Origin of the sequence: Streptomyces sp. NPDC058375, assembly GCF_042723425.1 — a bacterium.
Classification (GTDB): Bacteria; Actinomycetota; Actinomycetes; order Streptomycetales; family Streptomycetaceae; genus Streptomyces; species Streptomyces durocortorensis.
On record NZ_JBHXJG010000334.1, the window covers coordinates 1 to 6,434 of the forward strand.

At 74.2% G+C, this 6,434-nt stretch carries 5 protein-coding genes and 1 pseudogene; 2 read left to right on the top strand and 4 right to left on the bottom strand.

The window, feature by feature from the left end; all coding sequences use genetic code 11:
- Positions 1–188: pseudogene (locus ACFWM7_RS32435) on the top strand (histidine phosphatase family protein); the annotation flags it as partial.
- A gap of 3 nt (positions 189–191) precedes the next feature.
- On the opposite strand, the gene ACFWM7_RS32440 reads toward ACFWM7_RS32435, so the two are convergent.
- From ACFWM7_RS32440 to ACFWM7_RS32450, 3 genes are all read right to left on the bottom strand, one after another.
- Positions 192–911: a 4'-phosphopantetheinyl transferase gene (locus tag ACFWM7_RS32440; RefSeq protein WP_383267590.1), complete on the bottom strand. Its 720-nt coding sequence runs from the start codon at positions 909–911 to the stop codon at positions 192–194.
- Positions 908–1,888 (bottom strand): metallophosphoesterase family protein, encoded by a 981-nt coding sequence (locus ACFWM7_RS32445; RefSeq protein ID WP_383267593.1) that lies wholly within the window; start codon positions 1,886–1,888, stop codon positions 908–910. The genes ACFWM7_RS32440 and ACFWM7_RS32445 overlap by 4 nt, the downstream gene beginning before the upstream one ends.
- Positions 1,889–2,054: 166 nt before the next feature.
- On the bottom strand, positions 2,055–4,274 hold the full coding sequence (locus ACFWM7_RS32450) for a hypothetical protein (protein WP_383267596.1): 2,220 nt from the start codon (positions 4,272–4,274) through the stop codon (positions 2,055–2,057).
- 69 nt (positions 4,275–4,343) lie between these two features.
- On the opposite strand from ACFWM7_RS32450, the gene ACFWM7_RS32455 reads away from it, so the two are divergent.
- A complete protein-coding gene (locus ACFWM7_RS32455) occupies positions 4,344–5,231 on the top strand; it encodes a glycosyltransferase family 2 protein (RefSeq protein ID WP_383267599.1) in 888 nt (295 codons plus the stop codon).
- Between the two features lie 18 nt (positions 5,232–5,249).
- Here ACFWM7_RS32455 and ACFWM7_RS32460 read toward each other — a convergent pair.
- Positions 5,250–6,434 (bottom strand): MraY family glycosyltransferase (locus tag ACFWM7_RS32460; protein ID WP_383267601.1); only part of this gene is annotated, 1,185 nt, incomplete at its 5' end.

The window sequence follows — 6,434 nt, forward strand, 5'->3', positions numbered from 1 at the left end:
CCGCGAGCTTCCTCGCGGTGGCCGAGACCGCCGTCGTCCGGGCGGCGGTCGTCCATGCCCTGCGGCTTCCGTCGGAGGCGTTCTGGCGGCTGGACGTCGCCCCGCTGACGCTGACCGAACTCAGCGGGCGCTCCGGCCGGTGGAACGTGGGGCTCGGACGCCCCCTGACCGCTCCCTGGGCCCACTGAACGTCACATCCCGTCGCTCTCGCGCCAGTCGGGCCGCACCAGCACCGCCGTGGCGACGATGCCGTCCTCGACCCGCCAGCGCCCGTGGAGCGTCGTCGGCAGGGCAGGGTCGGTGAGGAGCAGACGGGCGGTGAAGGCTCCCTCGGCGGCGGCAGGAACGACAGGCGCCTCCCCGCCGTCCGCCACGCCCGTTCGATGAAACGTCAGATCTGCCTCAGCGAAGTCCAGTTCGATGCCGGTGACCGGGTACCAGGTTTTGAAGACACTCTCCTTGGCGCTGAACAGGACACGGTCCCAATGGAGTTCGTCCGATCCTTCCGGCGCCTGCGGCCCGATCCGCTCGCGTTCGGCCGGCAGCGTCACCAACTCCCGTACGCCGTCGGGGAGCGGGGCGTGCGGTTCCGCGTCGATGCCCAGCGACAGCACGTCCCGCGCCCGGGCCAGCGCGGCCGCCCGGTACCCGGCGCAGTGGGTGAGGCTGCCGACGACTCCCTCGGGCCACAGGGGTCTTCCCCGGTGGCCGTGGAGCACGGGCACGGGCGGCAGGCCGAGTCCGGCCATGGCGCGCCGGGCACAGGCGCGGGCCGTCGCGAAGTCGTTCCTGCGCTTGGCCACGCTCTTGGCGACCAGCGCCTCCTCCTCCGGGAAGAGGGTTCCGTCCGGGACGCTCTCCGCGCGGGTGGCCGCGCAGGAGACGTCGGTGGGCAGCAGCCGCTCGATCACGAGGTGCCTCCGGGGATGCGCCGCTGGGCGGACGGTTCGGCGTCGGTCCTGGCCGTTGGGGCGGGTTCGCCCTCGTAGGGGAGGATCTGCCGCAGCAGGCCGCGCGGGTGTCCCCGCTCGCGCCACTCCCTGGGGTAGCCGATGGAGACCTCCTCGAAGCGCACCCCGTCGTACCAGGTCGTACGGGGGATGTGGAGGTGGCCGTAGACGACGGCCGTGACGTTGAAACGGCGGTGCCAGTCGGCGGTCAGTTCGGTGCCGCACCACTGGGCGAACTCCGGGTACCACATCACCGACGTGGGTTCGCGGACGAGCGGCCAGTGCCCGGCGAGGACGAGGGGTATCTGCGGGTCGTGCTCCGCGAGCCGGCGTGCGGTCTCGGCGACCCGGGCGCGGCACCAGTCGTCCCGGGTCGGATAGGGGTCCGGGTGCAGGAGGTACTCGTCGTTGCAGACGATGCCGGACTCGTGCGCGACGGCGAGCGACTCCTCCTTCGTGTGCGTTCCCGGGGCGCGGAAGGTGTAGTCGTACAGGAGGAAGAGCGGCGCGACGGCCACCGGCCCGTCCGGGCCGGGCCAGAGCGGGAAGGGGTCCTCCGGAGTCGTCACTCCGAGCTCCCGGCAGAGCTCGACGAGGTGGTCGTAGCGGGCCTGGCCGCGCAGTTGGACCGGGTCCTTGGCCACGGTCCACAGCTCGTGGTTGCCGGGGGTCCAGATCACGTGGGCGAAGCGTTCGGCGAGGAGTTCGAGCGCCCACCGGATGTCCTCGGGCTTCTCCGCCACATCTCCCGCGACGATCAGCCAGTCCGCATCGGACGTCGGATACAGGGACTCGACGATCGGCCGGTTGTCGGTCACCGCCGCGTGCAGGTCGCTCACGGCCAGCAGACGGCCCTCGACCCGCTGTCCGGAACCGTCGCCGGGGGACGGTTCGGCGGCGGGGGCACCGTGCGGTGCGAGGTCGCTCGGAGGATTCATGGGCGCTGAATTCCTGATCTGTCGGCAGTCGTCCGGCTCCGTCCGCACGGTGAGGAGCCCCTGGGAACGTAGCCTCTCACGCCCCCCTCCCGGCTCCCCCGGGGTTTCGGGGTGTGGCCATGTCGCCGGGGAGGCAGCCTCCTGAAAGGCGACGGGCGACGACCCGTCAGTCGTCTTCCGTTCGACGGGAGTTCAGTTCGTTCACCGCGCCGAGCGCGTCGCCGACCGTCGTGTAGTCGACGGCGATGAAGGTGACCGGGCGCCCTCGCTCCGCCTCGCAGGCTCTGGTCCGCTCCAGGATCCAGTCGCGGGCGTTGACCCGGCCGGCGTCCAGGCGGCTGCCCCCGGCGTTCGTGATGAAGTGGTTGAGCAGGAAGAGCTGCTTCCCGGTACCTCCCCGGTGGGGTGCGCAGGTCATCTCGGAGGGGCTCCGGAAGGCGAACGGGGTCTCCATGCCGTACCGGTAGAAGTTCCGGTACCAGGGGGCCGGGCCGTCGGCCTTTTCCGCGAACACCACCAGCCTGCGGCCGCTGTCGATCATCTCCTCCAGGGTGGGCCACACGGCGTCCGGGTCCGCGTCGGGCGTGTGCAGGAGGTCGTCCAGGCCGGCCGCGTGGAACGCCTTCTCGGTGTCCTCGGGGCTGATGTCGTCCTGGACGATGAGCGTCACGATCTCGGTGGGGTGGGCGCGCAGCCAGTCGCCGATGTCCTCCAGGGCCGGGACCAGTTCGATGGCCCCGGCGCGGCAGACTCCGTGGCAGAGCCACAGGCCCTCGCGCGGCGGGTTGGCCTTGTCGATGGCGCCCGTGATCAGGCGCCGCTGCTCGGGGGTGAATTCGGGGGAGTCGAGCCGTGCGGCGATGTCCCCGGGGCTCTCCCAGCGGTAAGTGTCGAGCTGGAGCGCCCGGACGCCGGTGTTGAGCTGGGTGGTGATGTCGGGGTCCTGGAGCGGGCCGATGAACCGGTCGGCGGTGGTGGACATGGCGTTGTGCGAGGTGAGGTAGGCGGCTTCGTCGTAGCGCAGTTCGCACAGGCGGCTGCTTCCCAGGCACTGGCGCGGCGCGGACGGGCCGAAGACGGGTGGCACGACCAGTACGCCGGCGAGTGCCGCGCAGGCCACGCCCGCCGCCGTCGTCCGTACCGCCGTCGGGGTCGGGGTCGGCATCTTGTCGGGGCGCACCAGCAGCGCCCAGCCGACGCCGGTGAGGAGTACGCCGCCGACGAGGGCGGTCAGGGCGGCGCCCAGCCCCGTGGCCACCGCCTGCTTCACGGCGTTGCGCTGGAGGTCGTCGACGAGCGCGGTGACGCTCGGGGCCCACGAGGACGGGGTGGTGAGAAGGCGTCCTCCGGTGATCAGCCGGGCCAGGAGCACGGTCGCGGCGGTCAGGACGCCGGCACTGGCCAGCGCCTGCCCGAGCCGCATCAGCCGCCGGGCGGGGGCGGCGGGACCGGTGAACCAGAGGGTCACGAGGGCGGCGAGCGCGAGGGCGAGGGCGAGGACCTGGAGCAGGGTCAGGAGCCGGATGGTGTCGCGGGCCCGTTCCAGGGCGGTCAGATCCGTCCCGGCGGCGGTCAGGGTGTCGGTGAGGTCCCACGTACCGTCCTGGAGGGTGGTACGGAGGTCGGCGGCCGCGGAGCGGGAGCCGTCGGAGAGCGCGGCGGCGGCGGTGGCGGCCAGCGCGGTCGACACGTCCCCCTCCCCCAGCGCCACCTCGATCTCGGGGCGCAGCGCCGTCCGCTGCTGCTCCGGGACCGCTGTGAGGAGGGCGTCGGCGGCGCGGACGGCCTGCTCCTCGGTGAGCGGCAGCCTGGGCAGGGCGGGGGCCCGGCCCTCCTTGAGGTCGTCGAGGGCGGTGGCGAGGTCGGCGTTGAACCGTTCGAAGTCCGGCCGGTCGCGGCCCTGGATGCTCGCCACCAGGTCGCCGAAGTAGACGCGTGCGAGGTCGGCGAGGTTCTCCAGCACCGGGGCGAGGTCGACGGTCAGCCGGAGCTCGTCGCGGTCGCCGCGCAGATAGCCGGTCACCGCCTCGATCTGCTGGTCGGTCAGGGCCCGGACCGTGGCGGGCGGCAGCACGACCTTGATGTTCGACGTCACCAGCGCCTCGGGCACGGGCAGGTGTGCGAGCAGGTCGCGGGTGACGGGCGAGATCTCCGGGTCGACGAGCACCTCGCTGTAGAGGCGGTCGTAGGCCGACTCCTCGTCCAGCACCGCCTGGTAGAAGCCGGGCGAGGCGACCGTGGACCGGACGGTCGCGGTCAGCGCGACCGTGCTCACGCACAGGACGGCCAAGAGGAAGGCGAGCACCGGCACGAGACGGCCGGGCCGGCGCGGGGAGAGGGAGCCCCGCACGGGCCTGAGCGGGTTCGCGGTCGGTTCGGCGCTCACTCACCCAGCCTATGCGGAATATCAGATTTTATGCATGAATGATGAGATTCGGGAGTTGAGGAGCCCGCTGTGCACTCCGTTCACCTGGCCGTCCTGATGACGAGTCACGACCGCCGCGCGCGGACGCTGTCCGCGCTGCGCGCCCTGGAGGAGCAGCGCGGGCTCCCCGCCGGGACGACGCTGGGCGTGCACCTCGTGGACACCGGCAGCACCGACGGTACGCCGGAGGCGGTCCGGCTGCGGCATCCGGCGGTGGAGGTCATGTCGGTGGGCGCGGACGTCCCCCGCAACCAGGCGCTGCGCATCGCGAGCCGCAACAGCCGCAGCGGCGGCGGGGGCGGCGGCCCGCTCGGGACGACGCCGGGCGGACCGAGCCACGCGTGGACGCATCAGCTGTGGCTCGACGACGACGTCGAGCTGTTCCGGGGCGCCCTCGCGACGTTGTTGCGCACATCAGAAGCGGCCGGGTCCGACGCGGTCGTCGTCGGGGCGGTGCGGAACGCGTACGGGGACACGGTGTACTCCGGGCGGCGTGGCAGGTCCCTGGTGCTCGTCGAGCCCGGCGAGCACCGGCCCGAGGACTGCGACACGTACGACGGGCGGGTGGTCCTGGTGCCCCGTGCCGTGTACGACGTGGTCGGGGATCCCGACAAGGTCTTCCGCCACCGGATGGGGGACTACGACCACGGCCGGCGCGCGCGGCGGGCCGGGGTGCGCGCGTACGTCGCCCCGGGGCATGCCGGCGAGTGCGTGGGCGGGCCGGACGCCCCCGGCTCCCGGGAGCCGGGGATCGGTGTCCGGGAGGCGCTGCACCGGGTGACCTCCGTGCGGGAGCTGCCGCCCCACCAGTGGTGGGTGTACTGCCTGCGGCACACCTGGCCGTGGGCGCCGTATCTGATGGTCTCCCCGTACGCGCGCACCGCGGCCCGCGCCACCCTCGGCCGGCTGCGGGGGTGATCACGGGCCGGGCGGGCGTCAGCCTCGTTCGGCCGCGGCCGTGGCGGTCTCGGCAGCGGGGCGGCCGGTGGGCGGGGGCGGCACCGTGGGGTGGCCCGCGGCGGTCCTGGCGGTGCCCTTGGGCGCGCCCCTGCCGGAGGCGGAACCCGTACCGCGCGGCGCGGAGGCCGCCGCGGGAATCGCGGCACCGGCGGTGGACGCCGCGGTGCGCCGAGCGGTGGCCGTACGGGGCGGGGCCGCGCCGGGCGGGGCCGTACGGGAGGAGGCCGGGCGGGACACGGACGGGCGCGGCGGGGCGTACGTCGGAACCCTCAGCAGGGCGAACATCGCGGCCGCCGTCCCCGCCAGCGGCAGGAGAAGGAGCGCGGGGTGCAGCAGCTGCGCGAGGACCAGCGTCCCGGTGGCCACGGGCACCCCCGCCCACAGGGCCATCAGGACCGCCGTGCCCGGCACGGTGACGCGGACCCGGCGCAGGCGGTGCGGGATGTGGTCGTCCGTGTCGCGCAGCGGGGAACGCGCCGCGCGGCGGCGGGAGATCAGGACCAGGGCGGTGTCGGCGAGGGCCACCGTGGCCAGGACCGGGAGCGCGGCCCAGGCGGCGCGGCCCGACGGGGCGGCCGCCTGGATCAGCGCGCCGGAGGCCGCCAGGGCGAACCCGGTGAACTGCGCACCGGACGCGCCGAGCTGGAGGCGTGCGGGGTGCCAGTTGTGGAGCAGGAATCCGGCGAGGCCCGCCGCCAGGGTCGCCGGAAGGAGGGCGAGGGCGGGATCCCCGCCGATGACGGCGCACGCGAGCAGCCCGGCGGCGGTGACCACGCCGACCGCGGTCAACACCCCGTCGACATGGTCGAGCAGGGCGAACGCGTTGGTGACGAGGACGATCCAGAGCACGGCCAGGACGCCCGCCGCCGGTGAGAGCCCGGAGAGGCAGACGACGAGGGCCGCGGCGACCGTCTGAACGGCGAGCCGCAGGGCGACCCACAGCGGCTTCAGGTCGTGGACGAGACCGAGGGCGGCCACCGCCCCGGCTCCGGCGAGCAGCCCCGCGACGGAACCCGCCGCGTCGTCCGCCGCGCCGAGCCACAGGGCCACGCCGGCCGCCGCGCCGACACCGAGCACGGCCGTCGCACCGCCCGTCCTGCGCAGGGCTTCGGCGCGTGGCGCCCGCCCGCCCGGTTCGTCCGGGACGCGGGGGCGGAGCGC

What these genes read in the sequence shown, in the direction of transcription:
- ACFWM7_RS32445 (WP_383267593.1), bottom strand. Translation starts at nt 1,888, where the DNA reads ATGAATCCTCCGAGCGACCTCGCACCGCACGGTGCCCCCGCCGCCGAA.